Below are 26,328 nucleotides of genomic sequence, written 5' to 3'. Positions count from 1 at the left end.
TCTGGCGGCGATAATGCAGCGGGCGTTGTGGTCGGGGAGGCCAGGGCGGCTCGCACCGGTTGCAGGATGGGAAAGAAACATATGGCGGGTTTCGCGCAAGGCTTGGCAGGCACAATCATGAGTACGTCGTTCGGCCGATGATGAGGTGGTCGCCACTGCTTGTTGCCGGGATGCTGGCAACGCTTGGCGTTCCCGTCGGTGCGGTTGCATTGGGCGCGCTGTTTGTGCCGGATGCGGTGCGCGACATACAGGGCAAACCCTGGCACCAGGTCAGTGTCGAGCAGCACATGATCATCCGCATTTCTCCAGGCAACGGTGCGATCATGCGCGATCTGCCACCGCCCGCGCCCGAGCCGCCGCCGATGCGGCTGCATCCCCGGCGCATGCCGCCTTGCGTGCCGGTGCAGGCGATCGCCGCGGTTCGGCCGCTGGCGGGCGACCGATTGTTGCTGATTCTGCGCGATCACCGGCTGGTCGGCGCGGATCTGTCGCGCACCTGCGCGGCGCGCGATTTCTACATGGGTTTCTACATTACGCCGACCGCCGACGGGCTGTTGTGCGCGGATCGCGATACAATCCATTCGCGCAGCGGAACGACCTGCACGATCACGCAAGTACACGAGATGGTGCCGGCCAACTGATTGGTCGCGCCACGCGGCATTTCTTGACTTTCGCCCGATTGTCGGCATAGGGCGCCCAGTATCCGGAACCGTCATGGTTCCGACACGACCGGATCATCGCCCCCGGGCTATTACCGCCGTGCTGATGACCAGCGGCACCCGGGGCCGCCGATTTTGCTTTTTCAACAGGAACACCGCTGCGCATGAAGTTCGCCGATCTCGGCCTGTCTGACGAGTTGCTCCAGTCGGTGTTGGACGCCGGCTATGATGAGCCGACACCGATCCAGGCGCAGTGCATTCCTTCGGTCCTGATGATGCGCGACATCATCGGCATCGCCCAGACCGGGACGGGCAAGACTGCCGGTTTCGTGCTGCCGATGATCGACATCCTGGCGCACGGCCGGCGCCGCGCGCTGATGCCGCGCTCGCTGATCCTGGAGCCGACGCGCGAACTCGCGGCGCAAGTGGCCGAAAATTTCGAGAAATACGGCAAGAACCACGATCTTAAAATGGCGCTGCTGATCGGCGGCGTGCAGATGGGCGACCAGCTCAAGGCACTGTCCGATGGTGTCGACGTGCTGATTGCGACGCCGGGCCGGCTGATGGACCTGTTCGAACGCGGCAAGATCCTGTTGACGGGCTGTGAACTGCTGGTGATCGACGAAGCCGATCGCATGCTCGACATGGGATTCATCCCCGATATCGAAACGATCTGCAGCAAATTGCCGTCGACGCGGCAGACGCTACTGTTTTCGGCCACGATGCCGCCGCCGATCAAGAAACTGGCCGACAAATTCCTGTCGAATCCCAAATCGATCGAAGTGGCCCGCCCGGCGAGCGCGAACATCAACATCGCGCAATACAAGGTGCGCGTGCCGGTGCGCGACAAGCGCAAGGCGCTGCGCGAATTGCTGGTGCAGGAAAAGGTTTCGACCGCGATCGTGTTTGCCAATCGCAAGACGACCGTGCGCGACCTCGCCAAAAGCCTGAAGCAATACGGTTTTTCCGCCGGCGAAATCCATGGCGACATGGATCAGCCGGCGCGTGTTGCCGAATTGCAGCGGTTCAAGGATGGCCATGTCAACATCCTGTGCGCGTCCGATGTCGCGGCCCGCGGGCTCGATGTCAAAGGCGTGAGCCACGTGTTCAATTTCGACACGCCGTGGCACCCCGATGATTATATCCACCGCATCGGCCGGACCGGGCGGGGCGGCGCCACGGGGCGCGCGATCACGCTGTATTCGGATGAGGACGCCGAAGCGATCGGCAATGTCGAGAAACTCACCGGGTTGAGCATTCCCGAAATGACGATCGGCAATGCGCCTGCCGGCGGTGATGCGCAAAGCGCGCCTGCCGGCGGTGATGCGCAAAGCGCGCCTGCCGCTGCCGACAGCGAACCACGGCAGGGCTCGCGCCGCCGGGGCCGCGGCCGCAATGAGGAACCGGCTGCGGAGACCACGCGGCAGTCCGAAGCCAAAGGGCCGGAGCGCAGCGGTCCGCGCCGATCGTCGCGCAAGAGCGAAACACCGCGCGAGGATGCGCCGGCCGTTGCGGCACCGACTGTTGCTGCAGAGCCTGTTCGCGCAAAGCCTGTTCCCGCCGCGCCGAAAGCTGCCGAGCCGGTCATGCAGGACGACGGGCCGTGGAACGGGCCGTTGCCCGGCTTCCTGAGTGTTTCCGCGCTGACGCCAGGGGCCTGACGCGCTGCCGCACCGTCAAACATGACGGCGGGTTAATGAATTTTTTGTAATGCTGTGCGAAACGGGTGCCCTGATCTGGTCCCGCATACCCCGGGATCTGCGTAACCGGAGACGTGCAGTGACTATTTCCGTGCCATCTTCCAGAAACCTGTGGGTTACGATTGCGCGTGATACCTCTGGCGCCACGGCCATCGAGTATGGCCTGATGGCTGCGCTGATTTCGGTTGCGGCGATTGCTGCGATGGGGTCGCTGGGCAACGCGCTCTCGAATACGTTCAATTACGTTTCGCAACAGGAAACGGCGGCACAAAGCGGCAAGATCTGATTGCGCCGGCGCAAGCCCCAGTAGTTGACGGTTGCGACACAGTCGCAGCCGTTAAGCCAATATTTGCGCGTTCTACGTAATACTCTCCCTGGGGACCCCCTTCGAGCAAGGGTAATCGGGGAGTATTTTTATGGTCTATTGCAATCGTCTGCTCGTGCGAATCGCAAAGGAGGAATGCGGTGCCACGGCAATCGAATACGGTTTGATGGCCGCATTGATCTCGGTTGCGGCAATCACCGCGATGGGCGCGCTGGGCAATTCGCTGGTCAACACGTTCGCATTCGTGTCGCAGCAGGAAACGCAGGCGCAATCGGGGCAGTTGTAACGCCCGGCGAGCCAATCCGAGCCCTCGTCAGGCCGGCTTTACGAAACTGTCGAGCACGCGTTTGTGGCCGGCGCTTTCGAATGCGATCTCCAGCTTGTTGCCGTCCTGTCCGGCGACAACGCCATAGCCGAATTTTTCGTGAAACACCCGCGCGCCGATCCCCAGGTCGGTGCGCGGGGTGGCGGCAAAGCTGGCCGCGCTCCGGGTTGCTTCGGCGATCTTGCGCGGGATCACGTCGATCGGCGCGGCGGCCGCGCGTTGCCAGCCGGGACCACGACTGGAAACCCGCGACGGGTTGTTCAATGCGACATCGGCGAACGGATCGGAATGTTCGGACCACTGCGCGCGCCACAGCGACGCGCCGCCGGTCAGCGTGGTTTCTTCCTCGAAATGGTCTTCGGGCAATTCGCCGACGAATCGTGAAGGGATCGAACTGGTCCACTGGCCATAGATGCGCCGGTTCGCCGCATGCATGATCGTGCACCGCTTGCGCGCGCGGGTGATCGCCACATAGGCCAGCCGGCGTTCTTCCTCCAGGCTGGCAAGGCCGCCTTCATCGAGCGAGCGCTGTGAGGGGAACACACCTTCCTCCCATCCGGGCAGGAACACCTGATCGAATTCCAGGCCTTTGGCCGCGTGCATCGTCATGATCGTGACTTTGGCTTCGTCTGCATTGGCGTCGTTGTCCATGACCAGGCTGACGTGTTCGAGGAAATCGGACAGCGTGTCGTATTCCTCCATCGCGCGGGCCAATTCGGCCAGGTTTTCCAGCCGGCCGTTGGCCTCGGTGCTGCGCTCGGCCTGCAGCGCGGCGGAATACCCGCTTTCATCGAGCATCGTGCGCGCCAGTTCCGCCGGGCTCAGCGTACCGATGCTGTCGCGCCAGCGCGCGAAATCGCGCGTGAGCGACACCAGCGTGCCGCGTGCGCGTGCGGGCAACTCGTCGGTATCGGCAATTTCGGCCGCGGCCCGCAGCATCGGCAGTGCCTGCGCGCGGGCAAAGCGGTGCAGTTTCTCCAGCGTCTTGTCGCCAAGGCCGCGCTTGGGCGTATTCCAGATCCGCTCGAACGCCAGGTCGTCGGTGGGCGAGGCGATCAGGCGCAGATACGCCAGCGCATCGCGGACTTCGGCGCGTTCATAAAACCGGAAGCCGCCGACGATGCGATAGGCGAGACCGATCTGCAGGAACCGCTCTTCGAATTCGCGCGTCTGGAACTGCGCGCGCACGAGAATCGCGATCGCATCGAGCGCGCAGCCTTCGCGTTCCAGCCGTTCGATCTCTTCGCCGACGCGGCGCGCTTCCTCGGTCGCGTCCCATACCCCAATCACGCGCAACCGGTCGCCGCCATCGCGTTCGGTCCACAAGGTCTTGCCCAGACGCTGCGAATTTTCGGCGATCAGCCCCGAGGCCGCGCCCAGGATATGCGGGGTCGAGCGATAGTTCTGTTCCAGCCGGATCACCCGCGCTCCGGGAAAGTCCTTTTCGAACCGCAAGATATTGGCAACTTCTGCGCCGCGCCATGAATAGATCGACTGGTCATCGTCCCCCACCACGCAGATGTTGCGCCGTTTTTGCGCCATCAGCCGCAGCCACAGGTACTGCACCGCATTGGTATCCTGGTATTCGTCGACCATCACGTATTTGAACCGGTCCTGCCACAGCGCCAGCACGTCGTGATGTTTCTTGAAAATATTGAGCATGTGCAGCGTCAGATCGCCGAAATCGCAGGCGTTGAGCGTGCGCAGCCGGGCCTGGTACATTTCGTAGAAATGCCGACCCTTGCCATTGACCCAGGCTTCGTTTTCCAGCGCATCGAGATCGTCTGGATTGAGCCCGCGGTTTTTCCAGCGGTCGATCAGCCCGGCCAATTGCCGCGCGGGCCAGCGCTTGTCATCGACCGCTTCGGCCTGGATCAGCTGCTTGAGCAGGCGCAGCTGGTCATCGGTGTCGATGATCGTGAAAGTGCTGGTCAGCCCGACCAGTTCGGCATGGCGGCGCAGCATCTTGGCCGCGATCGAATGGAATGTGCCCAGCCACGGCATGCCTTCGACCGCCGGGCCGATCAGTTGCCCGACCCGCTCGCGCATTTCGCGCGCGGCACGGTTGGTAAAGGTGACGCACAGGATCTCGCTGGGCCAAGCCAGGCGGCGTCGCAACAGCCAGCCGAGCCGGGCGGTCAGCGCCGCCGTCTTGCCCGTACCGGCGCCGGCGAGCATCAGCACCGGGCCATCGGTTGTCACCACCGCCTCACGCTGCGGCGGATTGAGCCGTTCGAGCCAGTCGGGCAAATCGGTGCTGGCGGGCGAGATATGTTGGGTCTGCGTCACCGGGAACAAGTAGGGAACTTGTGCGCCGGTCGCAACCCTTGCGCCAAACTAAAGCCCCTCCCCTTTAGGGGCGGGGTGGGGTGAGGGCTCTCCCCACACTCCACGCTCGTGGATAATCGCGGCAGTGGGTTGTAGCCGAGAGGCCCCACCCCCGGCCCCTCCCCTGAAGGGGAGGGGGGAAGAAGGCCTTGCGGAATTTGCGCGATGAATTACCCCGCAGGATCATGACCCAATCCGCAATCCATCCGTTCCGCCAGCATGCGCGCATACTCGCGGCCAGCCTCGTTGGTACGGCGGTTGAATTCTACGACTTCTATATTTACGCGACGGCCGCTGCGTTGGTGATCGGGCCGCTGTTTTTCCCCGCGCAATCGCCGGCGGCGCGGACATTGCTGGCGTTCATGACATTCGGCCTGGCGTTTGTGGCGCGTCCGGTCGGCGCGATCGCGTTCGGGCATTTCGGCGACCGGGTCGGGCGCAAGTCCACGCTGGTCGCCTCGCTGATGCTGATGGGCGGATCGACAGTGGCGATCGCGTTTTTGCCGACGTATGCGATGGCCGGGCCGATCGCGCCGGCGCTGCTGTGCCTGATGCGCTTTGGTCAGGGGTTCGGGCTGGGCGGCGAATGGGGCGGGGCCAGCCTGCTGGCAGTGGAAAATGCGCCCAAGGGGTGGGAAGCGCGGTTTGGCGCGGCGCCGCAACTTGGAGCGCCGGTCGGGTTTCTGTTTGCCAACGGGTTGTTTCTGGCGCTGTCGCTATCGCTGTCCCCGGCCGATTTTGCCGCATGGGGCTGGCGCATTCCGTTTCTGGCGAGCGCGGTGCTGGTCGTTCTGGGGCTGTGGGTGCGCCTGAAGATCGGTGAAACTGCGGCATTCCGCGCCGCGCTGGAATCCGCGCCGCCGCCGCGCGTGCCGGTGCGGGCGCTGTTCGCGCACTATCCCGCAACGGTGATTGCGGCGACCGCCGGCGTCGTGACGTGCTTTGCGATTTTCTATCTCGCCACCACATTTGCGCTGTCATTCGCGACGACGAAGCTCGGCTATCGCATGCAGAGTTTTCTGGCGGTGCAACTGGTCGCCAATTTTGCGCTGGCGGCGGGTATCGTGCTGGCGGGATATTGGTCGGACCGGACCAGCCCCGGGCGCGTTTTGAAAGCGGGCGCTGCGGCGACGATGATCGTCGGGCTGGTGTTCGGCAGCGGGCTCGCCTCGGGCTCGGTGCCGATCGTGCTGCTGACATTGGCCAGCGCGCTGCTGGTGATGGGGTTTGCCTATGGCCCGCTCGGTGCCTGGCTGCCGTCGCTGTTTCCCACCGGCGTGCGCTACACCGGAATTTCGATCGCGTTCAATTGCGGCGGGATCCTGGGCGGAGCCCTGGCGCCGTTTGCCGCCAGCTGGCTCGCGCAGACCGGCGGGGTCGCCTATGTCGGGCTGTTCCTGACGTTGGCCGGCGCCGTCACGCTGCTGGGGGTGCGTCTGGCTCCCCGCCAAGCCGCAGCAGCGTAAGCCGCGCCTTGCCGACTTTGCGGTCGGTATCGATCGTCAGGCCGCGCACGGTCACCGGCTCGTCGAACGCGGTTTCCAGGCTGATCCAGGTGGCGGGCGAAATCCAGCCCAGCCGGATCATCTTTTCCAGCGCCACCGCGCCCGCGCCGGTGCGATAGGGAGGGTCGAGCAACACCAGGTCGAGCGGTGCGCGTGCCGGGCCCAGCGCCAGGACCGATCCTGCGCGCACGGTGGCACGCGTGCCCGCATCCAGAGTGCGGATATTGGCGCGGATGGTGTCCACCGCCCGCGCATCGTTTTCCACGAACAGCGCACTTGCTGCGCCGCGTGACAGCGCCTCGAAGCCCAACGCGCCCGAACCTGCGAACATGTCGCCGACCGAAAGGCCTTCGAAACTGCCCAACCGGCTGACGAGCATCGAAAACAGCGTTTCGCGGGTGCGGTCGGCAGTCGGGCGCGTGGTGTCACCCGCGGGCGCGACCAGTTTGCGGCCACGCCAGTCCCCTGCGATGATCCTCATTAAACCTTGAGCGCCTTACGGAATTTCTCGACATCGACCTGGCGCACTTCATCGGCGGCACCGCGTGGCAGGTCGGCGAGCATGAACGGGCCGTAGGCGGTGCGGATCAGGCGCGAGACTTGCAGGCCCAGGTGTTCGAGCACGCGGCGCACTTCGCGGTTCTTGCCCTCGGTCAGCGTCATTTCGATCCACTGGTTGCGCCCGGTGCGGCGTTCCATGTTGGCATTGATCGAGCCATAGCGCATGCCCTCGATCTCGACGCCTTCGCTCAATTCTTCCAGCCGGGTCTGGCTGATGTCGCCAAAGGTGCGCGCACGATAGGTGCGCGGGATGCCGGTCGCGGGCAGCTCCAACGCGCGTTTCAGTTCGCCGTCGTTGGTCAGCAGCAGCAGGCCTTCGGTGCTCAGATCGAGCCGGCCGACCGGCATCATCCGCGGGCAGCCCTTGGGCAGCGCGTTGACAAGCGCGTTGTAGATCGTCGGGCGACCTGCCGGATCGCGTTCCGCGGTGATCAGCCCTTCGGGTTTGTGAAAGCGGAACAGGCGGGCGGGCGGCGCGGGCGCCACCGGTTCGCCATCGACCGTCACGCCGCGCAGGTTTTTCATCACGGTCGACGGTTCGGTTACGACCACGCCGTTCAGGCTGATGCGCCCTTCGGCCAGGATGCGTTCGACTTCGCGGCGGCTGGCGATGCCGGCGCGCGCCAGCAATTTGGCGATCCGTTCGCCTTCGCGCGGCGGCGCATTCGGGTCAGGCGCGGCTTTTGGCGCAGCGGGCGGGCGGGGGAACGGAGAGCGCGACGTGTTGCGGCGCAATTCCGGCGAAGCGGGCAGACGTCGCGTGCGGCCGCTTGCGGGTTTTTCGGGATGTGACATTGCGCGCCTATAGCGCGAATGCCCGATTGCGTCACCCCCAACCGCAAAGGACTGGCGCCCGGCGCGATCGTTGCTAGGGTCGGGGCGGTTCAGACGGGGGCACGACGCTTGGCGGTTATCGAAAAACAACGCGGCTGGCGCCTGCTGCGCGTGGCACTGACCAGCCGCAAGGCGGGCACGATGCTCGCGCTCGGGTTTTCTTCGGGGCTGCCGTATGCGCTGTTGATCGGCACGCTCAATGCCTGGCTGGGCGAGGCGCATGTGTCGAATGCCACGATCGGCGTGCTCGCGTGGATCGGCCTGGCCTATTCGTTCAAATTCCTGTGGTCGCCGCTGGTCGATCGGCTGGCCTTGCCCGGGATTGGGCGGCTGGGTCGGCGCAAGGGCTGGATCCTGGCGTGCCAGGTCACGCTGATCATCGCGTTGCTCGGGCTGGCGCTGACCAGTCCGGTGACGTCGCTGGGTCGGTTTGCGCTGATCGCGCTGATTGCCGCGCTGGCTTCGGCGACGCAGGATGTGGCGATCGATGCGTGGCGCATCGATGTTGCCGATGAGACCACCACGGTCGAATTGTTGTCGTCGCTGTACCAGTTCGGGTACCGGCTGGCCGCGCTGGTTGGCGGTGCCTTCGCGCTGGTGCTGGCGGCGCGCTTGCCCTGGCCGATGGTCTATGCGGTGATGGCCGGGTTGATCGCGCTGGTCGCGCTGGTCACGCTGGGCGCGCCCGATACGCCGCGCCCCGTGATCGACACCGCCGATGCCATGGTCGATGAGCCGGCGCCCGGGCTTCGAGCGCTGGCGCTGGTCGTGGTCGCGCTGGGCTGGGGCTGGGCGATCGGCAGTATCGGTCTGTTCATGATCGCGATGTTGCACCCCGATATGCCGGGCGTGGCCAAGCCGTCCGTCGCCGATTTCACGCGCAGCCATGCGCCGTTTATCGTTCTGGCCACGGTCGGATTGCCGCTGCTGGTCGCTGCGCTGACCAACCGCGCGCGGAGGAAATCCGGCGGCGGCGCGGGGCGGGTTGCCATTGCCGATCATCTGTGGCTGGCGCTGGTCGCGCCGCTGGCCGAACTGGCCGGACGCCTGGGCTGGCGCGTGCTGGTGATGATCGGGATGATCCTGACCTATACGCTGTGCTACAACGTGTGGGGCAGTTTCGCGCTGCCGTTCTATCTGAATTTCCTGCATTATTCGAAGGACGAAGTGGCGTTCGCGTCGAAGATTTTCGGGATTTTCATGACGATGGCCGGGATCGCCCTGGGCGGCGCGCTGTTCGTGCGGCTGGGCCGCATGCCCACGATCCTGATTGGTGCGGTGCTGCCGGTGCTGGGCAATTTCGTCTATGCCGATCTGGCCGAGGGCGCGGTGCATATCGATGCGTTTGCGCGCGCGACCGGCCTGGCGTCGCTTGGCGCCATGCTCGGCGCGGATGCGCGGATGTTGCGGCTGTTGATGGCGATCAGCGTGGAAAATATCTCGACCGGGATCGCCGGCGCGGCGTTCGTCGCCTATCTGTCGAGCCAGGTCAGCCGGAGCCATACCGCGGTGCAATACGCGCTGTTGTCGTCGATGACGTTTCTGATCGGGTCGCTGGGTAAGGGGATTGCGGGCGATACGATCGACCGGCTGGGGTATCCGGTGATGTTCCGCTGGACGGCCGCGGCGGGGTTGGTCGCGGTGGGGTTCGTGGTGCTGGAATGGGTGACGGGGCGGCGGGGCGCGGGGCAAAGCTGAGGAGCTTGGACGCGCCACATTATACCCATACACTCGTCATTCCCGCGCACGCGGGAATCCAGTTGCGCTGCCGTCGCAAATCGTTCCAGCATTGTTCGTCGCTGAAACGTTGCAAATGGATTCCCGCGTTCGCGGGAATGACGAGTGTGTGAAGTAGAGGCGGTTTCTCAGGCCTCAGGACCACCCGTCCTGCGCTTCCAGCTGCGCCGCCAGTTCGCCGATGACGCGGTAGCAATCCAGCACGCCTGCCAGCGAGCTGTTCGGTTCACGCCCTTCGCGGATTGCGGCGATGAATTCGCGGTCCTGCAGTTCGATGCCGTTCATGCTGACGTCGACGTGCGACACGTCGATCTGCGCGTCGCGGCCGTCGAACAGGTCATCATAGCGCGCAACGTACGTGGCGGTGTCGCCGATGTAGCGGAAGAACGTGCCGAGCGGCCCGTCGTTGTTGAACGACAGCGACAGCGTGCAGATGGCACCGGTTGCGGCTTTCAGCTGGATCGACATATCCATCGCAATGCCGAGCTCCGGGTGTCGGGGCCCCTGCAGCGCGTGCGCCGCCACGATCGGGCCCGACTGATACGCAAACAGGTCGATCGTGTGTGCGGCGTGGTGCCACAGCAGGTGGTCGGTCCAGCTGCGCGCTTCGCCTTTGGCATTGATGTTCTTGCGGCGGAAGAAATACGTCTGGACGTCCATCTGCTGCAGCGCGAATTCGCCCGCGACGATGCGCTTGTGCACCAGCTGATGCGACGGATTGAACCGCCGCGTGTGGCCGACCATCGCGACCAGGCCGGTTTCGCGCTGTTTGGCCATCACCGTTTCGGCGTCGGCCCAGCTGTCGCACAGCGGGATTTCGACCTGGACATGCTTGCCCGCGCTCAGGCAGGCGATCGTCTGTTCGGCGTGCATCTGCGTTGGCGTACACAGGATCACCGCATCGACATCGTCGCGTGCCAATGCGTCAGCGAGTTCGGTCGAGCTGTGCTTGGCGCCGTATTTGGCGGCGACCGCGGCGGCCTGTTCGCCGGTGCGGCTGATGATCGAGACGATTTCGACGCCTGGAATGTTTTTCAGCCCGTCGAGGTGTTTTTCGCCGAACGCGCCCGCGCCGGCGAGCGCGATTCTGACTGGAGTATCGGACATGAGCAACCCTTAAGCGGCCGGTTCGAGCACGATGTGCCCGATCGCGGTGTTTGAACACGGGATGTGGTAATGGCGGTGGAGCATCCGCGTCTTGGGCCCGAGCGCGCCGCGCATGATCAGCCACATGACCATTTCGATCCCTTCGCTGCCGGTTTCGCGCAAGTATTCGATATGCGGAATCCAGCGCGCAGCATCGCTGTCGCCGATCATCATATCGAGAAATGCGTTGTCCCATTCGCGATTGAGCAGGCCGGCGCGGGGCCCCTGCAGCTGGTGGCTCATTCCGCCGGTGCCCCAGATCTGCACGTTGAGATCTTCGGGATAGCTGGCGACCGCGCGCGCGATCGCTTCGCCCAGCGCCCAGCAGCGGTTGCCCGACGGCACCGGATACGTCACGACGTTGACCGCGATCGGCACGACCTTGCACGGCCAGGCATCGGGCGTGCCGAACATCATCGACAGCGGCACGGTCAGGCCATGGTCGACATCCATCTCGTTGATGATCGTCATGTCGAAATCGTCGAGGATCAGGCTTTGCGCGATGTGCCAGGCAAGATCGGCGTCGCCCTCGACCTCGGGCACCGCGCGCGGGCCCCAGCCTTCGTCGGCGGATTTGTAGCGTTCGGCACAGCCGATCGCAAACGTCGGCACGATCTTCATGTCGAACGCCGATGCGTGATCGTTGAACACCAGGATCACCACATCGGGTTTTTCGCGCAGCTCCCATTCGCGGGTCCAGTCGTAGCCTGCGAAAATCGGCCCGAAATAGTCATCGCGGGTCTTGCCCTGGTCGACTGCGACGCCCAGCAGCGGCACGTGGCTCGATCCCACGCCTGCGGTAATGCGCGCCATCGTCAATTCTCCTGTTTGGCCGCTGCGGCGGCAACGTTGGCTTTGATCGATCGCTGGCCTTCGGGACTGCGCCCGCCCTGCATCATCATCGCGCGGTATTCGGGAAAGGTCATGTCGGTCATCGTCGAGACCGCCTCGGCAAACGGGATACCGTCGGCCGAAAACAGCTTCGACAGGAAATAGATGTTGCCGCCCATGTCGATCAGGCCGTTGTAATCGCGCGCGACATAGGCGTCTTTCGCCGCATCGTTCAGCGGCCATTCGTCCAGATAGGCACGTTCGTCGGCACGAAACCGCGCGCGGTTTTCGGGCTTCATCAGGCTCATTGCAAACTGGTTGATGTGATAGCCGCGCCGCGCCCGCGCGGCGGTAAACACGCGCGTGCCGGGAATATCCTCCAGCTCGTCGAGATAGGCATGAATGTCGCGGATCATGATCAGCGTCCCTGTTGTTTCAGGCGGGTGTCGAGGCGCGGGAACACGCGCCGGGCATTGCCTTCAAAGATTTCATGGCGCGCCGCATCGGTAATCGGCAGCGCGTCGACATAGCGTTTGGTGTCGTCGAAATAATGCCCGGTGGTCGGGTCGATGCCGCGCACCGCGCCGACCATTTCCGATCCGAACAGGATGTTCTTGGTCTCGATCACTTCGTTGAGGAGGTTCACGCCCGGCTGGTGATAGACGCAAGTGTCGAAAAACACGTTGTTCATCAGATGGGTGTCCAGCGCCGGTTTCTTCAGCATGTCGGCAAGGCCACGATAACGGCCCCAGTGATAGGGCACGCCGCCGCCGCCATGCGGAATGATAAAGCGCAGGGCCGGGAACCGCGAAAACAGATCGCCCTCGAGCAATTGCATGAACGCGACTGTATCGGCGGCGATGTAATAGCCGCCGGTCGCGTGCATCGCCGGGTTGCACGATCCCGAGACGTGGATCATTGCCGGCACATCGAGCTCGACCATTTTGTCGTAGAACGGAAACCAGTACGGGTCGGTCAGCGGCGGATGGGTGAAATGCCCGCCGCCAGGATCCGGATTGAGATTGCAGCCGATGAAGCCAAGGTCAGTCACGCAGCGTTCGAGCTCGGCAATCGACGAGGTCATGTCGGCCTCGGGCGATTGCGGCAGCATGCACACGCCGGCAAAGGTTTCGGGATACAGCGCGACGACGCGTGCGATCAGATCGTTGCACGCCCGTGCCCAGGGCACCGCGACGCTTTGATCGCCGACATGGGGCGCCATCGTGCTGGCGCGCGGCGAAAAAATCGTCAGGTCGGCGCCGCGTTCCTCGATCAGGCGCAACTGGTTGGCCTCGATCGTTTCGCGAATCTCGTCGTCGCTGATCGCGGGGTAGGGCGGGGCAGGGGTGCCTGCCTTGAACGCGGCCTTCTGCTCCTCGCGCCAGGCGTCGTGCGCCTTGGGCAGCACGGTGTAGTGGCCGTGGCAGTCGATAACGAGCGTCATGGGTTGCATCCTGTGGGCATGGGTATGGTGTGGCCGGCCTGTTCGCGCTGGCGGCGCACTGTGCCGGCGGTCATCGCCGGATCGACCCCGAGCGCGGCCAGCGTCTTGACGCTTTCCTCCATCTCGGCTGCACGGCGCAAACCATGCGTGGTCATGCGCTCGATGTTGTAGGGCGCGCGTTTGAACCAGCTTTGCTGCCGTTCGCTGGCGTCGAGCGAGGCCAGTACCTCGTCGGCCACACCAGCGGCAGTGGCGGCAAGCATCATTTCGGCCGTCAGTGCTTCGATGCCCTTGACCATGACCGAGCGGATCATCTTGATCGCGCTGGCCCGGCCGATTTCGGCGCCCACAATGCGCGTGTTGGCAAAACCGGCGGCGGCCAGCGCCGTGACTGCGTCCTGGGCGGCTTCGCCGGCGATCAGCAGCGGGACTTTCATGCGCGCCGGATCGACCGGCGCCAGCACCGCGACATCGACATAGCGTCCGCCCGCAGCATTGATGTATCCAGCGGCGGCGCGTTTCGTATCGGGCGCAACCGAATTCATGTCGCACCACAGCGCGCCGGGCGCGAGGAACCGGGCATAATCGCGCGCCACCTTCAGCGCAGCATCGGCGGTGACCAGCGACAGCACGAGGTGCGCGCCATGCAGCGCATCGGCCGCGCTTTGGGCAAAAACAACGCCGCAGTCCGTGGCAATGGCGGCGCGTTCGCTGCGGACATCGAACGCACGCGCGCTTTTGCCCCAGCCAGCGGCTGCGGCAAAGGTCGATCCGGCTTCACCGAAACCGATCAGGGCGATGGTCTGATCCATGGCGTTTATTCCTGCGCCGCAAGCCCGCGCGCCGCCAATCCGATTGCGCCAGGGTCGATAAGTCTGTGCTAAGTCCGTTCGTCGGCAATGGCAGCGAGGTCGGCCAGGAATTCGGCCTGAACCGCGGTGGGGCGCCATGATGCGCGCGTCGTCACGCCGATCACGCGGTGGAATGTGGCAGGCACCGGGCCAAGCGAGGTCAGCCAGTTTGCCTCCAGTTCCACCGCCACCTGGTCGGGCGAGGCCAGCGCCAGGAAATCGCTTTTGATCAGCACCTGGCGGATCGTCATCATCGAACCGGATTCGACCGGCACCGGCGGGGCGACGATGCCGGCGTCGGCGTACATTGTTTCCCACGAATCGCGCAAAGGCGCGCCGTGGCCGGGCAGGATCCAGGCATAGTGCGCCAGCGTGGCCAGATTGGGCCGCGTGCCGGCGAGCGGGTGATCGGCGCGCGCGATGATGATCGGCTCGTCCTCGAACAGGGCGGTCTGGTGCAGGTCGGGTTCGAGCAAGGGCTGGCGCAAGGCGCCGATCATCATGTCGATCATGCCGTTGCGCAACGGTTCGACCAGTTCGGCGCGCGCGCCTTCGGCTATGGCGATGCGCACCAGCGGGTGGCGTTTGAGGAATCGTGCGACTGCGCCGGGCAGGATGCGCGCGCGCGACAGCGGCATCGCGCCGACGGTAATGCGGCGGATCTCGCGGCCTTTCAGCGCCTCGATCTCGGCCAGGCCCGCTTCCAGCTCGACACGGGCGAGGCGGAATGTCCGCGCCAGTGCCTGTCCGGCCTCGGTCAGCACGACGGCATTGCTGCGGCGTTCGACCAGTGTCTTGCGCAGCGACAGCGACAGGTCCTTGACCGCGCGATGCAGCGTGGGAACGGCGAGGCCGGTGGCGAGGCTGGCGCCAAGATAGCTACCGCTGTCGGCCAGCGCGAGCAGCGCGCGCAGGCGGGCAGTGGTGACGTGCGGGCTGATGCTGCGGTCCAATGCGGCGCGGATACGCGGGACCAGCAAATCGGCGGCGGGCGTAGGCACCATCCCGTCGTGGCGGCGTTCGAACAGCACCAGGCCGAGTTGCTGTTCGACCCGCGCCAGCGCCTGCGTCAGCGCCGGCTGGGTCAGATTGACCGCGCGTGCAGCGGCGCCCATCGTGCCCAACTGTGCGATCTGCGCGATCGCGGCAAGGTGGCGCAGGTTGTAGTCCCAGATGTCCATTTCTGTCCTTGCCCCCTCCCCTTCAGGGGAGGGCCGGGGGTGGGGCCTCTCGGCTGCATCCCGCTTATGCGGTGATCCCCATCAGCGTTGGCGAGTGGGGAGGGGCCCCACCCCAACCCCTCCCCTGAAGGGGAGGGGCTTTGTGTTCCGTGGTCATCTTAGCAAAATCTAATGACTTTGCCAGAGTTCCGGCTTTCCCTTTCGGCCCGCCGGGCGCAACCCGCTTGCATCAATCATCAAGCGAGCCCAGCCATGACCGGAATTGTCGTCAGGACCATCGAACGCGCAGCCCTCGAAGTGATCGACGCGCTGGGGCAGTGCGGCGTGGCCACGGTGCACGAGGCGCAAGGGCGCACTGGGTTGCTCGCCAGTCCCATACGGCCGATCTATCGCGGCGCGCGGATCGCCGGTTCGGCAGTGACGATCAGTGCGCCTCCGGGCGACAACTGGATGATCCATGTCGCGATCGAATTGCTGCAGCCGGGCGACATCATCGTGCTGGCGCCGACATCCCCTTGCGAAGACGGCTATTTCGGCGATCTGCTGGCGACCTCGGCGCAGGCGCGCGGGTGTCGCGGGCTGGTGATCGATGCCGGTTGCCGCGATGTGCGCGACCTGACCGAGATGGAATTCCCGGTGTGGTCCAAGGCGATCTTTGCGCAAGGCACGGTCAAGAACACGCTGGGTTCGGTCAATGTGCCGATCGTGTGTGCCAATGCCGCAGTCAATCCCGGCGATGTGATTGTCGCCGACGACGACGGCGTCTGCGTCGTGCCGCGCGAAAAAGCGGCCGAAGTGCTGGCCGCGGCGCAAGCGCGCGAAGCCAACGAAGGCGACAAGCGGACGAAGCTGGCCGCCGGTGTGCTCGGGCTCGACATGTACAAGATGCGCGAACGGCTGGAAAAAGAAGGCCTGAAATATGTCTGAGGCACGCTGCATGTGGATGCGGGGCGGGACGTCGAAAGGCGGGTATTTCCTTAAAAACGATCTGCCTGCCGATGTGGCCGCGCGCGATGCGTTTCTGCTTGGCGTGATGGGCTCGCCTGATCCGCGCCAGATCGATGGGATGGGCGGCGCTGATCCGCTGACCAGTAAAGTCGCGGTGGTGTCACGGTCTTCGCGGCCGGGGATCGATGTGGATTACCTGTTTCTGCAAGTGTTCGTTGATCAGGCGATCGTGACCGATCAGCAGAATTGCGGCAATATCCTGGCCGGCGTCGGGCCGTTTGCGATCGAGCGCGGGCTGGTCTCGGCGAGCGGCGATGAAACGCGCGTGGCGATCTTCATGGAAAACACCGGGCAGGTTGCGGTGGCAACGTTGCAGACGCCCGGAGGAAAGATCACGTACCAGGGCGATGCCGCGATCGATGGCGTGCCGGGAACGCATGCGCCGGTGCCGCTGGAATTCCGCGATACGGCGGGATCGAGCTGCGGGACGTTGCTGCCCAGCGGCAATGTCGTCGATGTGATCGATGGCGTTGCGGTCACGCTGATCGACAACGGCATGCCGTGCGTGGTGATGAAGGCAGTGGACCTGGGCATTACCGGTTACGAGACCCGCGAATGGCTCGATGACGCGACCGACCTGAAAGCGCGGATCGAGGCGATCCGGCTTAAAGTCGGGCCGATGATGAACCTGGGTGATGTTGCCGCCAAATCGGTGCCCAAGATGATGCTGGTGGCGCCGCCGCAGCATGGCGGTGCGGTGACAGTGCGCAGTTATATTCCGCACCGGGCGCATGCCACGATCGGCGTGCTGGGCGCGGTGTCGGTGGCGACCGCATGCCTGCTGGCGGGTTCGCCCGCGGCCGAGGTTGCACAGATACCCGATGGCGCGCGCAAGACCCTGTCGGTCGAGCATCCGACCGGCGAAATGAGTTGCGTGCTCGATACCGACGAGACGGGCGCGGTCGTGACCTCGGCTCTGCTGCGCACCGCGCGCAAATTGATGGATGGAGTGGTGTTCGGATGAGTGACCAGCGTATCGTGTCGTGGCACGCCAATCCGTCGAAACCGCGCTATCGGCCGCCTGCCGGCGCGGTCGACGCGCATTGCCATGTGTTTGGCCCTGCCGCGCAGTTTCCGTTCAGCGCCAAGGCGAAATACCAGCCGGAGGATGCCGGCCCGGACATGCTGTTCGCGTTGCGCGACACCCTTGGGTTCGATCGCAATGTGATCGTGCAGGCCAGTTGCCATGGCACCGACAATGCCGCCACGCTCGCCGCCATTGCCAGGTCGAATGGCCGCGCGCGGGGTGTTGCGGTGGTCGATCCGATGATCTCGCACGACGAACTGCACGCATTGCACGCGGGCGGGATGCGCGGGATCCGGTTCAATTTCCTGAAGCGGCTGGTCGATGATGCGCCGAAGGACAAGTTTCTCGAGGTGGCACAGCGTTTGCCTGCCGGGTGGCATGTGGTGATCTATTTCGAGGCGGATATCCTGGACGAACTGCGCGGATTCATGGATGCGATCCCGGTGCCGCTGGTGATCGATCACATGGGGCGGCCCGATGTGACGCAAGGGCCTGATGGCGCGGATATGCGGGCGTTTCGGGGCCTTTTGGATTCGCGGCCGGATATCTGGTTCAAGGCGACGTGTCCCGATCGGCTCGATCCGGCGGGCGATCCGTGGAACGCGTTTGCCGCTGCAGTGGCGCCGCTGGTTGCGGATTATCAGGACCGTGTGCTGTGGGGCACCGACTGGCCGCACCCCAATATGCAGGATGCCATTCCCGACGATGGCCATCTGGTCGACATGATCCCGCGTATCGCGCCGACGGCGGAACTGCAGTACAAGCTGTTGGTGGCCAATCCGATGCGGTTGTACTGGGCGGATTAGGCGCTCATCTCGCTAACTTTCGTCATTCCCGCGGACGCGGGAATCCAGGTTAGGCGCCAAGTGCTGGCTTAACCCCTTGGCGCCCAGTCTGGATTCCCGCGTCCGCGGGAATGACGAAGGACAGGGTCGTGGAAGTGGCGAGAGTTGCTCTTGTCATTTGTAAATCCCTTGCGTTAACGTCCAGAAATTACCTGATTCAGTCATTGAGGCGGCAACCAAATGGTAGTGTTTCCAAATGCGCCTTGACCTGTTCCGATCACTCTGGGGCTGGACGGGCGATTGGTCGCGGTGCGGGGCCGAATGCCGCGAGAACGGCTTTGTTGGAGTCGAGGCGCGGCTGCCCGCCGATCCGTTCGCGCGGCGCGCGCTGAAAGCCTCGCTCGAAAACGAGGGGCTGGGGTATATCGCGGTCGTGTTCACCGGTGGCGATGTCATTCCCGATCAGCGCTGGAGCGTGGCGCAGCATTGCGACCGGCTGGCCGAGGCGATCGAGGGTGCGCGAAGCGTCGGCGCCCGGTTCATCAATGTCCTGCCGGGCAACGACCGCTGGCCGCTGGCGCAGCAGGTGGCGTTTTTCGGTCAGGCGCAGGCTTTGGCCGAAGCGTCCGGCATGATCTGCAGCTTTGAAATCCACCGCGCCACCTCGCTCTACAGCCCGTGGGTGGCGCTCGATGTCATCGCGCAAGTGCCGAATTTGCGCTTCACCGCCGATCTCAGCCACTGGGTCGTCGTATGCGAGCGCCTGCTTGACGATCCGGCTGACGACCTGTTGCCGTTCCTGACGCGCGTTCACCATGTCCAGGCGCGCGTCGGCTATGACCAGGGCCCGCAAGTGCCGCACCCTGCCGCGCCCGAATATGCCAAAGCGCTGGCCTGGCATCAGGCGATGTGGGAGACGGTGTGGGCAACGCACCGCGCAGACGGGCGCGATGTGACCACGCTGACCCCGGAATTCGGCCCGGATGGCTATACGCATCTTCTGCCATTTACCCGCGCACCGATTGCCGACACCTGGGAGCTGAACCGGTGGATGGCCCGGAGCGAACGCGACCACTTTCTCGAATGGTCCGAACGCGACCATTTTACCGCCTGGAGCGAGACGCCATGATCAATTTCGAAGCCCTGCCGATCATCGATATTGCCGGCCTGTTCAGCGCCGACCTGGCCGAGCGTCAGCACGTCGCCGAAGACCTGGGCCGCGCCGCGCGCGAAGTCGGGTTCTTTTATGTGTGTGGCCATGGCATTTCGGCCGCGCGGATCGCCGGCCTGCGCGCGGCGGCCGAGGCGCTGTTTGCACACGATCACGAATGGAAGATGCGCGCACACATCGGGCTGGGGCGCGGGCACAAGGGCTATGTGCCCGAAGGATCCGAAGTCTATGGCACGGGCAAGCCCGACCACAAAGAAGCGTGGGACATCGGGTTTGAAGCCAGCGACGATCATCCGTTCGTGCGCGCGGGCCAGCCCCTGATCGGCGGCAACAAATGGCCCGATCAGCCGGGCTTTCGCGAAGCGGTTTCGGCCTATTACGACGATGTGTTCGCACTGGGGCGCCGGCTGTTTCAGGGGTTTGCGCTGGCGCTTGGGCAGGATGAGCATGCGTTCGACGCGCTCGTTACTTGCCCGCCGTCGAAATTGCGGCTGATCCATTATCCCGTCGATCTGTCGGCGCAGGATGCGCCCGGCATCGGCGCGCATACCGATTACGAATGTTTCACGCTGTTGCTGGCGGACCAGCCGGGCCTGGAAGTGCTGAACGGCGCGGGGCAGTGGATCGACGCGCCGCCGGTGACGGTCGAGGGCGAGGAACTGTTCGTGATCAATGTCGGCGACATGCTGGAAGTGATGACCGCCGGGCAATTCGTCGCGACCACGCACCGCGTGCGCAAGGTGAAGAACGAGCGCTATTCGTTCCCGCTGTTTTTCGCGGCCGATTACGCGACCAAGATCAAGCCGTTGCCCGAATTCGATCCGACCGGGGAAAAGACCGCGCAATATCCCGATATCTCGATCGGCGATCATATGTGGTCGATGGCGTTGCAGACGTATGCCTACCTGGCGGAGCGCGTGGCGAAGGGCGAACTGGCGCTGCCCGAGAACGCGGTGGGGACCAAGGCGTTCGGGCAGTTCAAGACGTTGGCGGAGGCGGAGGCACAATAAACGCCGATAATTGCGTGGCGGCGGAGCAGCCGGGCGCCTTGTAATGCGCGCGGCGCGATCCATTTGGGAGGCAACGCTTTTCCGTCGCACAAAAGGAAACGAACATGGCCTCTGGTGATCCCGCCGACAATCAGCCCGCGGGCTACGTTCCACCAGCCGTCTGGGTCAACCAGCCATCGGGCGGGCAGTTTGCCAATATAAACCGGCCGATTTCGGGCGCGACGCATGAAAAAGAGCTGCCTGTGGGCAAGCACCCGCTGCAGCTGTATTCGCTGGGCACGCCTAACGGGGTCAAGGCGACAATCATGCTCGAAGAGCTGATCGACAAGGGCCATGCGGGCGCGGAATACGATGCGTGGCTGATCAACATCGGCCAGGGCGATCAATTCGGCAGCGGGTTTGTCGACATCAATCCCAATTCGAAAATCCCCGCACTGCTCGACCGGTCGATGAACCCGGCGGTGCGCGTGTTTGAATCGGGCTCGATCGTGTTTTACCTGGCGGAGAAATTCAACGAATTCCTGCCGGCCGAAATCCACAAGCGCACCGAAGTGATGAATTGGGTGATGTGGCAGATGGGCGCCGCGCCGTTTATCGGTGGCGGGTTCGGGCATTTTTACGCTTATGCGCCGATCAAGATCGAATATGCGATCAACCGCTATGCGATGGAGGCGAAACGCCTGCTGCATGTGCTCGATACGCAGCTGGGCAAGACCGAATACATCGCCGGCAACGATTATACCATTGCCGACATTGCCAATTTCACGTGGTTCGGCGCGTTGATCACGGAAGGATACAATGCCCAGGAGTTCCTTTCGACGCAGGACTATACCAACGTGCACCGTTGGTACGACCTGATCGCCGCGCGCCCTGCGGTCAAACGCGGGCGCATGGTCAACCGCGGGCAGGGCGAACCCGCCAGCCAGCTGAAAGAGCGCCACGATGCGCGCGATTTCGAAGTGAACACCGAAGATCAGGTGCTGGCGCGCGGCGGTACACGCATCTGACCATGGATCAGGTATAGTGCGATTGCGGGCGTTGCGCTAACGACGGCGCAGCGCCCGCAGTTGCGACGGGCTTGATGGGGGTTTTATCATGACAGCGCGGATCATCGACGGCACGGCGCTTGCCCGCCGCTTGCGCACCGATATTGCCGCGCGGGTCGATACGCTGAAGGCGTCGGGGGTAACGCCGGGACTGGCGGTGATCCTGGTCGGCGGCGATGCGGCGAGCGCGGTCTATGTCGGACGCAAGGTCAAGGCGTGCGAAGCGGTCGGCATTCGCAGCTTTACCGATCGCTTTCCCGAAACGATCGACAACGACACGCTGCTGGCGCGGATCGCGGCGCTAAACGCCGATCCCGCAGTGCACGGCATCCTGGTACAATTGCCGTTGCCGCCGCATATCGACATGCCGCGCGTGCTTGAAACGATCAGCATCGACAAGGATGTCGACGGGTTTCACCTGTACAACATCGGTGCACTGGTGACGGGCAACACGGTGTTTTCGCCGTGCACGCCCTATGGCGTGGTCAAGCTGCTCGAATCCGAAGGGATCGACCTCAAGGGTCAGAACGTCGTCGTCGTGGGCGCCAGCAATATCGTCGGCAAGCCGACCGCGCTGATGCTGATGGCCGAGGGCGCGACCGTGTCGATCTGCCACATCCATACGCGTGATCTGGCGCAATACACGATCATGGCCGATATTCTGGTGGTGGCCGCCGGTGTGCCCGGGCTGATCGTGGCGCAGATGGTCAAGCGCGGCGCGGTCGTGATCGATGTGGGGATCAACCGCTTGCCCGACGGGCGAATCGTGGGCGACGTGGATTTTGCAGGCGTAAGCGCAAAGGCTGCGGCGATGACACCGGTGCCCGGCGGGGTGGGGCCGCTGACCGTGACGATGCTGCTGGAAAACACGGTGGTGTCGGCCGAGCGCACGCTGGCGCTGGCCGACGCCTGACTTTACTGCGGCTGGGGCTGCATCGCGCCATCACCGACATTGCCGCCGTCCCCGGGGCCTCCGGGGCCACCGCGCGGATGTTCGGCGCGCATCTTGTCCCTGAACGCCTTCATTTCCTCGCGCGTGATCCGGCCATCATGGTTGGCATCGAACTGGGCGAAACGGTCTTCACGGCGGCCAGCGGCTTTCCATTCGTCAAGCGTGACAAAGCCGTCGTGGTTGGCGTCCATCGCGTCAAAACCACGCCCGCCGCCGCCGTGCGCATGATCGCCGGCCCTGGCGGGCGAAGCGGGCATTGCCGGGTCGGCCATTTGTTGCGCATGTGCGGACATCGCCGCAAGGCCCAGCGCATATGCGCAGCCAAGGCCCATGATCGAGTTGGTCTTCATCGAATTGCATCCTCTGCTTGGCGCCGACAATCTTTGTTTGTCCCGCCGGGCGCAACAGCCACCGGCGGCCATCGACAGCCGCATCATATCGATTTAAGTTGACGCGATGATGAACGCACGCGCACGCCGAACCCTCTTGTCTGGCCTTGCCCTGCTGGCTGCCATGCCCGCCCATGCGGCCGATCCGGCACCGGATCGCGCGATGCAGGCGCGCGCCGATGTGTGGTGGGACGACATTTCGGTGATGGCCAGCGACAGGATGGAGGGCCGCCTGACCGGGTCGGCTGGATACGACCGCGCGGCCGATTTCGTCATGTCGCGATTTCGCGCCGAGGGCCTGCTGCCGGGCGGCGAGGGCGGCACCTTCAAGCAGGCCGTGGCCTATGACACGCAGACGATCAACCAGGCGGCCTCGACCGCGGCGCTGATCGGTGCCGATGGCAAGTCGCACGCCATACCGGTCGGGCCCGCGTTGCTGATTGCATCAGGCGGCGCGCCGCGCCCTGCCACGATCGATGCGCCGCTGGTGTTCATCGGCTATGGCCTGCACCTGCCCGCGCGGGGGCATGACGATTTTGCCGGCGTCGATCTGAAGGGCAAGATCGCGGTGGTGATTTCGGGCGGCCCGGTGGACCTGCCCGGGCCAGTCAAGGCCGCCGCGCGTGCCGCACGCGCGACAGCGCTGGCCAAGGCCGGCGCTGTCGGCCTGATCAGTCTGGTTACACCGAAACAGGTCGAAATTCCGTGGGCGCGGCAACAGTTGCTGGCAACGCAGACCGGCATGTTTCTGGCCGAGCCGGCATTGCGCGACATGCCCGACGGGTTTTTTGCAGGCAGCTATGATCCCGAACGATCGGCAGACCTGTTTGCGGGCAGTGGTCACGCCTATAGCGATTTGGTCGCGCTGGCCGATGCGTCGAAGCCGGTGCCGACATTTGCCCTGGCCCAGCGGATGAAAGCGACCGTTTCGGCCACGCACGGCCATGTGACCGCGCCCAACCTGATCGCCCGGCTGCCAGGATCGGATCCCAAACTGCGCCTGCAATACGTGGTGCTTTCGGCGCATCTCGATCATCTGGGCATTGGCGAACCGATCGCGGGCCACCGCATCTACAACGGTGCGATGGACGATGCTTCGGGTGTCGCCAGCGTGCTGGATGTTGCGCACAGGCTGCACCGGGGGCCGCGCCTGAAACGTTCGGTGCTATTCGTGATCGTGGCGGGTGAGGAAAAAGGGCTGCTCGGCTCGACGTACTTTGCGCGGCGTCCCACGGTGGCGAAAGCGGCAATCGTTGCGGATCTCAATTTCGACATGCCGCTGCCGCTATGGCCGCTGAAAACCGTGATCGCGGGTGGCGAGGGTCAAAGCACGCTGGGCGCGGTCGCGCGCCAGGCCGCCGCGGCCCAGGGTCTGGCGCTGACGCCCGATCCTTTGCCCAATCGCAACACATTTACGCGCACGGACCAGTTCAGCTTCGTTCGCGCCGGCATCCCCGCGCTGGCATTCAAATTCGGCTTTGTGCTCAATTCGCCGCAATACCAGATCGAGCACGACTGGCGCGCGCTGCGCTATCATTCGCCTGCCGATGACATCACCCAGCCCGGCGTGATGAAAGTCGAAGCGATCAAGCTCGACAATTTCGTGGCAAGGATTGCGACGTATGTGGCCAATGATCCGGCCGCTCCGGCATGGCTGGCGACCAGCGCATTCAAACCGGAAAGCTGATAGCGCCAAGCCGATCCGCGTGGGGAGGGTTGGTGTAGCTGCGACGGAAACGATGTGTGTCGCGGCAAGGGCCCTGCCCGAAATTACCTGCGCGCCCGATGGCACAACTTGGCCCTGAAAATGTTTATGTGACAATCGCGTGCGCAAGGCCGCGTCTGGGAGCAACACAGTGCGCAAGGCCAGCATGCCATGACCACCGTCAGGACAATTGCCCTGATCGGCAGCGGCCCGATGGCAATTTATACGCTTAAACACCTGATCACCCACGACCACCCGCTGGACATTACGGTGTTCGAAGCTTCGGACCAGGCCGGGCTCGGCATGCCCTACAACCCACAGATGAACGCCGACTACATGCTGTGCAACGCGTTCAGCCGAGAGATTCCGCCGCCGGTCGCACCGTTGATCGACTGGCTGAAACATCTGCCCGAACGCGAATTGTCGGAATGGGAACTGTCGTATCATGATCTGTCGGCGCGCGCGTTTTATCCGCGCGTGCTGATCGGCGAATACCTGCAATCGCAATTCCAGGACTTGTGCGACAAGGCGCGCGCGGCCGGCCATACGATCACGGTGCGAACCAAAACCGCGGTTTCGGATATCGTGCCCGATGCCGCAGGCGGCGCGGATGTGCACTGGCGCAACAGCGGATCAGGCGGTGCGACGCGGTATGACGCGGTGGTGATCGCGTCGGGACATTCCTGGCCGCGCGATCCGCAGATCGAGGGCGTGCCGCTGATCTCGCCCTGGCCTTATACGCGCATCACGCAAACGCCGGGCGATCGGATCGGTATTCTGGGATCATCGCTGTCGGCGGTCGATGTCGTCGTCGCATTGGGCCATGCGCGCGGGCGGTTTGAAGATATTGCAGGCGAAGTCACCTGGTTGCCCAATAATGGCGAGGAAAACCTGTCGATCGCGATGGTGTCGCATATGGGTGTGATGCCCGAAGGCGATTTCTATTATCCGTTCCCGTATGGCCCCGCCGCGCACCTGACCGCCGACGCAGTGGCAGGCGAAGTTGCCAAAGGCACCGATGGCCTGCTCGATCGCGTGTTTGCACTGCTGCTGGCCGAACTGGATGAGGCCGATCCGGCATACCTCGACAGCCTGGCGCCCGGTGCGCGCACGATCGAAGGTTTTGCGCCGGCCTATTTTGCGCTGCGCCACGATCTGGGCGGGCTGCGCGCGGTCAGGCGCGACCGCGTGGCCGCACGCGAATCGATCCGCCGCAAGGAAACCGTGCCGCACCGCTATGTTTTGTTGCGTGGTCACGAAGTGTTCGACGACGTGCTGCGCGATTTGTCCGATGCCGATTACCAGCGGTTTCGCAAAAACCTGCTGCCGGTATTTTCCGACAGCTACGCCGCGATTCCGCACCTGTCGCTGGCACGGATTATCGCGCTGTACGAGGCCGGCGTGCTCAGCCTGCTGGCGACGGGCACGCAATCCGAATTCTCGCAGGATGCCGATGGCACGATCAGCGTCCAGACCGAAGACGGGCCGGTTTCGTTCGACGCCATGATCGACGCACGCGGACAATCGCCGGCAAGCCTGTCTGCGCTGCCCTTTCAGTCGCTGGCCCAAAACCTGGAGCATCCCGACCGCTCGATCAGCGAGCCGTTTCAGCTCGACGTGACCGGCGCGAACGCGTCGCGGATCTATTGCCTGGCGCTACCCCAGTTGCTGGAACGGTATCCGTTTACGCAAGGACTGGTGGACTGCGCCGAACACGCGCGCGCTTTGGCGGGTCATCTGCTGGATCGGGGCGTACCTGAACATTGAACATGCCATCATGGGCGAGCCCCTTTCCGACAGCGATGGCG

Annotated in this window: 25 protein-coding genes; 15 read left to right on the top strand and 10 right to left on the bottom strand. The window is 64.2% G+C overall.

All coding sequences use genetic code 11. The features are described 5' to 3' along the window. The first annotated feature begins 140 nt into the window (after positions 1-140). From ACOOE2_RS12315 to ACOOE2_RS12300, 4 genes are all read left to right on the top strand, one after another. Positions 141-641 (top strand): hypothetical protein, encoded by a 501-nt coding sequence (locus tag ACOOE2_RS12315; protein ID WP_420383291.1) that lies wholly within the window; start codon positions 141-143, stop codon positions 639-641. Between the two features lie 182 nt (positions 642-823). Continuing rightward, entirely contained in the window at positions 824-2,320 is a 1,497-nt protein-coding gene (locus ACOOE2_RS12310; protein WP_420383290.1) for a DEAD/DEAH box helicase, read from the top strand. A 130-nt stretch (positions 2,321-2,450) separates the two neighbouring features. Next, positions 2,451-2,645 (top strand): Flp family type IVb pilin, encoded by a 195-nt coding sequence (locus ACOOE2_RS12305; RefSeq protein WP_420383289.1) that lies wholly within the window; start codon positions 2,451-2,453, stop codon positions 2,643-2,645. A 130-nt stretch (positions 2,646-2,775) separates the two neighbouring features. Further along, positions 2,776-2,970, top strand: a complete 195-nt coding sequence (locus ACOOE2_RS12300) for a Flp family type IVb pilin (RefSeq protein WP_420383288.1) — start codon at positions 2,776-2,778, stop codon at positions 2,968-2,970. Positions 2,971-2,997: 27 nt separating this feature from the next. Here the strand turns inward: ACOOE2_RS12300 and ACOOE2_RS12295 are convergent, their stop codons facing one another. After that, positions 2,998-5,298: an ATP-dependent helicase gene (locus tag ACOOE2_RS12295; protein ID WP_420383287.1), complete on the bottom strand. Its 2,301-nt coding sequence runs from the start codon at positions 5,296-5,298 to the stop codon at positions 2,998-3,000. Positions 5,299-5,522: 224 nt separating this feature from the next. On the opposite strand from ACOOE2_RS12295, the gene ACOOE2_RS12290 reads away from it, so the two are divergent. Continuing rightward, positions 5,523-6,803, top strand: a complete 1,281-nt coding sequence (locus ACOOE2_RS12290; RefSeq protein WP_420383286.1) for an MFS transporter — start codon at positions 5,523-5,525, stop codon at positions 6,801-6,803. On the opposite strand, the gene rsmD is transcribed toward ACOOE2_RS12290, so the two are convergent. Continuing rightward, a complete protein-coding gene (gene rsmD / locus ACOOE2_RS12285; RefSeq protein WP_420383285.1) occupies positions 6,754-7,323 on the bottom strand; it encodes a 16S rRNA (guanine(966)-N(2))-methyltransferase RsmD in 570 nt (189 codons plus the stop codon). The genes ACOOE2_RS12290 and rsmD overlap by 50 nt on opposite strands. Continuing rightward, complete coding sequence (locus tag ACOOE2_RS12280) at positions 7,323-8,198, bottom strand: pseudouridine synthase (RefSeq protein ID WP_420383284.1); 876 nt, start codon at positions 8,196-8,198, stop codon at positions 7,323-7,325. The genes rsmD and ACOOE2_RS12280 overlap by 1 nt, the downstream gene beginning before the upstream one ends. 108 nt (positions 8,199-8,306) lie before the next feature. Here ACOOE2_RS12280 and ACOOE2_RS12275 point away from each other — a divergent pair, with 108 nt between their 5' ends. Then, complete coding sequence (locus tag ACOOE2_RS12275) at positions 8,307-9,935, top strand: AmpG family muropeptide MFS transporter (RefSeq protein WP_420383283.1); 1,629 nt, start codon at positions 8,307-8,309, stop codon at positions 9,933-9,935. Positions 9,936-10,109: 174 nt separating this feature from the next. Here the strand turns inward: ACOOE2_RS12275 and ACOOE2_RS12270 are convergent, their stop codons facing one another. The 6 genes from ACOOE2_RS12270 to ACOOE2_RS12245 all read right to left on the bottom strand — a co-directional run bounded on the left by ACOOE2_RS12270 (position 10,110) and on the right by ACOOE2_RS12245 (position 15,427). Next, on the bottom strand, positions 10,110-11,081 hold the full coding sequence (locus tag ACOOE2_RS12270; protein WP_420383282.1) for a Gfo/Idh/MocA family oxidoreductase: 972 nt from the start codon (positions 11,079-11,081) through the stop codon (positions 10,110-10,112). 9 nt (positions 11,082-11,090) lie between these two features. Then, entirely contained in the window at positions 11,091-11,933 is an 843-nt protein-coding gene (locus ACOOE2_RS12265; protein WP_420383281.1) for a class III extradiol dioxygenase subunit beta, read from the bottom strand. Positions 11,934-11,935: 2 nt separating this feature from the next. Then, positions 11,936-12,367, bottom strand: a complete 432-nt coding sequence (gene ligA / locus ACOOE2_RS12260) for a protocatechuate 4,5-dioxygenase subunit alpha (RefSeq protein ID WP_420383280.1) — start codon at positions 12,365-12,367, stop codon at positions 11,936-11,938. Positions 12,368-12,369: 2 nt separating this feature from the next. Then, positions 12,370-13,395, bottom strand: coding sequence for an amidohydrolase family protein (locus tag ACOOE2_RS12255; RefSeq protein ID WP_420383279.1), 1,026 nt, complete (start codon positions 13,393-13,395; stop codon positions 12,370-12,372). Beyond that, positions 13,392-14,207 (bottom strand): DUF1932 domain-containing protein, encoded by an 816-nt coding sequence (locus ACOOE2_RS12250; RefSeq protein WP_420383278.1) that lies wholly within the window; start codon positions 14,205-14,207, stop codon positions 13,392-13,394. The genes ACOOE2_RS12255 and ACOOE2_RS12250 overlap by 4 nt, the downstream gene beginning before the upstream one ends. 68 nt (positions 14,208-14,275) lie before the next feature. After that, the gene (locus ACOOE2_RS12245; protein ID WP_420383277.1) at positions 14,276-15,427 is read right to left on the bottom strand and encodes a LysR family transcriptional regulator; all 1,152 of its coding nucleotides are present in this window, start codon (positions 15,425-15,427) and stop codon (positions 14,276-14,278) included. Between the two features lie 252 nt (positions 15,428-15,679). Here ACOOE2_RS12245 and ligK point away from each other — a divergent pair, with 252 nt between their 5' ends. The 7 genes from ligK (at position 15,680) to folD (ending at position 22,387) form a co-directional block, all read left to right on the top strand. Beyond that, the gene (ligK, locus tag ACOOE2_RS12240) at positions 15,680-16,354 is read left to right on the top strand and encodes a 4-carboxy-4-hydroxy-2-oxoadipate aldolase/oxaloacetate decarboxylase (RefSeq protein ID WP_420383276.1); all 675 of its coding nucleotides are present in this window, start codon (positions 15,680-15,682) and stop codon (positions 16,352-16,354) included. Continuing rightward, positions 16,347-17,399 carry a 4-oxalomesaconate tautomerase gene (locus tag ACOOE2_RS12235; RefSeq protein ID WP_420383275.1) on the top strand — a complete coding sequence of 351 codons (1,053 nt, stop codon included), beginning with the start codon at positions 16,347-16,349 and terminating at the stop codon, positions 17,397-17,399. The genes ligK and ACOOE2_RS12235 overlap by 8 nt, the downstream gene beginning before the upstream one ends. Next, on the top strand, positions 17,396-18,268 hold the full coding sequence (locus ACOOE2_RS12230; protein ID WP_420383274.1) for an amidohydrolase family protein: 873 nt from the start codon (positions 17,396-17,398) through the stop codon (positions 18,266-18,268). The genes ACOOE2_RS12235 and ACOOE2_RS12230 overlap by 4 nt, the downstream gene beginning before the upstream one ends. Before the next feature lie 235 nt (positions 18,269-18,503). After that, on the top strand, positions 18,504-19,376 hold the full coding sequence (locus ACOOE2_RS12225; RefSeq protein WP_420383273.1) for a sugar phosphate isomerase/epimerase family protein: 873 nt from the start codon (positions 18,504-18,506) through the stop codon (positions 19,374-19,376). After that, complete coding sequence (locus tag ACOOE2_RS12220) at positions 19,373-20,428, top strand: isopenicillin N synthase family dioxygenase (protein WP_420383272.1); 1,056 nt, start codon at positions 19,373-19,375, stop codon at positions 20,426-20,428. Before ACOOE2_RS12225 ends, ACOOE2_RS12220 begins: the two co-directional genes overlap by 4 nt. A 104-nt stretch (positions 20,429-20,532) precedes the next feature. Then, positions 20,533-21,435, top strand: a complete 903-nt coding sequence (gene yghU, locus ACOOE2_RS12215) for a glutathione-dependent disulfide-bond oxidoreductase (protein ID WP_420383271.1) — start codon at positions 20,533-20,535, stop codon at positions 21,433-21,435. A gap of 88 nt (positions 21,436-21,523) precedes the next feature. Next, complete coding sequence (gene folD, locus ACOOE2_RS12210; protein ID WP_420383270.1) at positions 21,524-22,387, top strand: bifunctional methylenetetrahydrofolate dehydrogenase/methenyltetrahydrofolate cyclohydrolase FolD; 864 nt, start codon at positions 21,524-21,526, stop codon at positions 22,385-22,387. Between the two features lie 2 nt (positions 22,388-22,389). On the opposite strand, the gene ACOOE2_RS12205 is transcribed toward folD, so the two are convergent. Continuing rightward, positions 22,390-22,776: a hypothetical protein gene (locus ACOOE2_RS12205; RefSeq protein WP_420383269.1), complete on the bottom strand. Its 387-nt coding sequence runs from the start codon at positions 22,774-22,776 to the stop codon at positions 22,390-22,392. A 109-nt stretch (positions 22,777-22,885) separates the two neighbouring features. Between ACOOE2_RS12205 and ACOOE2_RS12200 the strand changes: the two genes are divergently transcribed. Next, the gene (locus tag ACOOE2_RS12200; protein WP_420383268.1) at positions 22,886-24,502 is read left to right on the top strand and encodes a M28 family peptidase; all 1,617 of its coding nucleotides are present in this window, start codon (positions 22,886-22,888) and stop codon (positions 24,500-24,502) included. Between the two features lie 189 nt (positions 24,503-24,691). After that, positions 24,692-26,287: an FAD/NAD(P)-binding protein gene (locus ACOOE2_RS12195; RefSeq protein ID WP_420383267.1), complete on the top strand. Its 1,596-nt coding sequence runs from the start codon at positions 24,692-24,694 to the stop codon at positions 26,285-26,287. The last annotated feature ends 41 nt before the right edge of the window (positions 26,288-26,328 follow it).

Origin of the sequence: Novosphingobium sp. (assembly GCF_965214355.1) — a bacterium.
Taxonomy (GTDB): domain Bacteria; phylum Pseudomonadota; class Alphaproteobacteria; order Sphingomonadales; family Sphingomonadaceae; genus Novosphingobium.
Note: the sequence above shows the minus strand (reverse complement) of the source record. Positions and strands in the feature narration are given on the sequence as shown.

Coding starts and splice junctions, on each gene's coding strand:
- ACOOE2_RS12315 (WP_420383291.1), top strand. CDS start 141: ATGAGGTGGTCGCCACTGCTTGTTGCCGGGATGCTGGCAACGCTTGGC.
- ACOOE2_RS12310 (WP_420383290.1), top strand. CDS start 824: ATGAAGTTCGCCGATCTCGGCCTGTCTGACGAGTTGCTCCAGTCGGTG.
- ACOOE2_RS12300 (WP_420383288.1), top strand. CDS start 2,776: ATGGTCTATTGCAATCGTCTGCTCGTGCGAATCGCAAAGGAGGAATGC.
- ACOOE2_RS12290 (WP_420383286.1), top strand. CDS start 5,523: ATGACCCAATCCGCAATCCATCCGTTCCGCCAGCATGCGCGCATACTC.
- rsmD (WP_420383285.1), bottom strand. CDS start 7,323: ATGAGGATCATCGCAGGGGACTGGCGTGGCCGCAAACTGGTCGCGCCC.
- ACOOE2_RS12280 (WP_420383284.1), bottom strand. CDS start 8,198: ATGTCACATCCCGAAAAACCCGCAAGCGGCCGCACGCGACGTCTGCCC.
- ACOOE2_RS12270 (WP_420383282.1), bottom strand. CDS start 11,081: ATGTCCGATACTCCAGTCAGAATCGCGCTCGCCGGCGCGGGCGCGTTC.
- ACOOE2_RS12265 (WP_420383281.1), bottom strand. CDS start 11,933: ATGGCGCGCATTACCGCAGGCGTGGGATCGAGCCACGTGCCGCTGCTG.
- ligA (WP_420383280.1), bottom strand. CDS start 12,367: ATGATCCGCGACATTCATGCCTATCTCGACGAGCTGGAGGATATTCCC.
- ACOOE2_RS12255 (WP_420383279.1), bottom strand. CDS start 13,395: ATGACGCTCGTTATCGACTGCCACGGCCACTACACCGTGCTGCCCAAG.
- ACOOE2_RS12250 (WP_420383278.1), bottom strand. CDS start 14,207: ATGGATCAGACCATCGCCCTGATCGGTTTCGGTGAAGCCGGATCGACC.
- ACOOE2_RS12245 (WP_420383277.1), bottom strand. CDS start 15,427: ATGGACATCTGGGACTACAACCTGCGCCACCTTGCCGCGATCGCGCAG.
- ligK (WP_420383276.1), top strand. CDS start 15,680: ATGACCGGAATTGTCGTCAGGACCATCGAACGCGCAGCCCTCGAAGTG.
- ACOOE2_RS12235 (WP_420383275.1), top strand. CDS start 16,347: ATGTCTGAGGCACGCTGCATGTGGATGCGGGGCGGGACGTCGAAAGGC.
- ACOOE2_RS12230 (WP_420383274.1), top strand. CDS start 17,396: ATGAGTGACCAGCGTATCGTGTCGTGGCACGCCAATCCGTCGAAACCG.
- ACOOE2_RS12225 (WP_420383273.1), top strand. CDS start 18,504: ATGCGCCTTGACCTGTTCCGATCACTCTGGGGCTGGACGGGCGATTGG.
- ACOOE2_RS12220 (WP_420383272.1), top strand. CDS start 19,373: ATGATCAATTTCGAAGCCCTGCCGATCATCGATATTGCCGGCCTGTTC.
- yghU (WP_420383271.1), top strand. CDS start 20,533: ATGGCCTCTGGTGATCCCGCCGACAATCAGCCCGCGGGCTACGTTCCA.
- folD (WP_420383270.1), top strand. CDS start 21,524: ATGACAGCGCGGATCATCGACGGCACGGCGCTTGCCCGCCGCTTGCGC.
- ACOOE2_RS12205 (WP_420383269.1), bottom strand. CDS start 22,776: ATGAAGACCAACTCGATCATGGGCCTTGGCTGCGCATATGCGCTGGGC.
- ACOOE2_RS12200 (WP_420383268.1), top strand. CDS start 22,886: ATGAACGCACGCGCACGCCGAACCCTCTTGTCTGGCCTTGCCCTGCTG.
- ACOOE2_RS12195 (WP_420383267.1), top strand. CDS start 24,692: ATGACCACCGTCAGGACAATTGCCCTGATCGGCAGCGGCCCGATGGCA.